The sequence below is a fragment of the Winogradskyella poriferorum genome (assembly GCF_050618035.1).
Lineage (GTDB): Bacteria > Bacteroidota > Bacteroidia > Flavobacteriales > Flavobacteriaceae > Winogradskyella > Winogradskyella poriferorum_A.
The window spans coordinates 1-243 of sequence record NZ_JBODPY010000090.1; the positions used below are offsets into that span (position 1 = coordinate 1).

Sequence of the window (243 nt, forward strand, 5' to 3'; positions counted from 1 at the left end):
CATGACTTTATTGTTTTAGAAGAAATCAAAACTAAAAAAGCCGTACAAATACCTATTCATCATGAAGTAAAGAATATTTTAAATAAAAGAAAAGAAGAGTTTCCGCCAACATTTGCCAAAAGTATTGATAGCGCAAAACCAATGTTTAATCGTAACCTTAAAGAAATCTGTAGACTCGCAGAAATTGATACCATTGAAAATGGAAATAAATTTGATAATAAAATGAAAAGATATGTAAATGGT

Annotated in this window: 1 protein-coding gene; it reads left to right on the forward strand. The window is 27.6% G+C overall.

Annotation, left to right across the window (positions count from 1 at the left end):
* On the forward strand, positions 1–243 hold a 243-nt coding region (locus tag ACRHOC_RS15035; RefSeq protein WP_431159428.1), incomplete at both ends, for a hypothetical protein.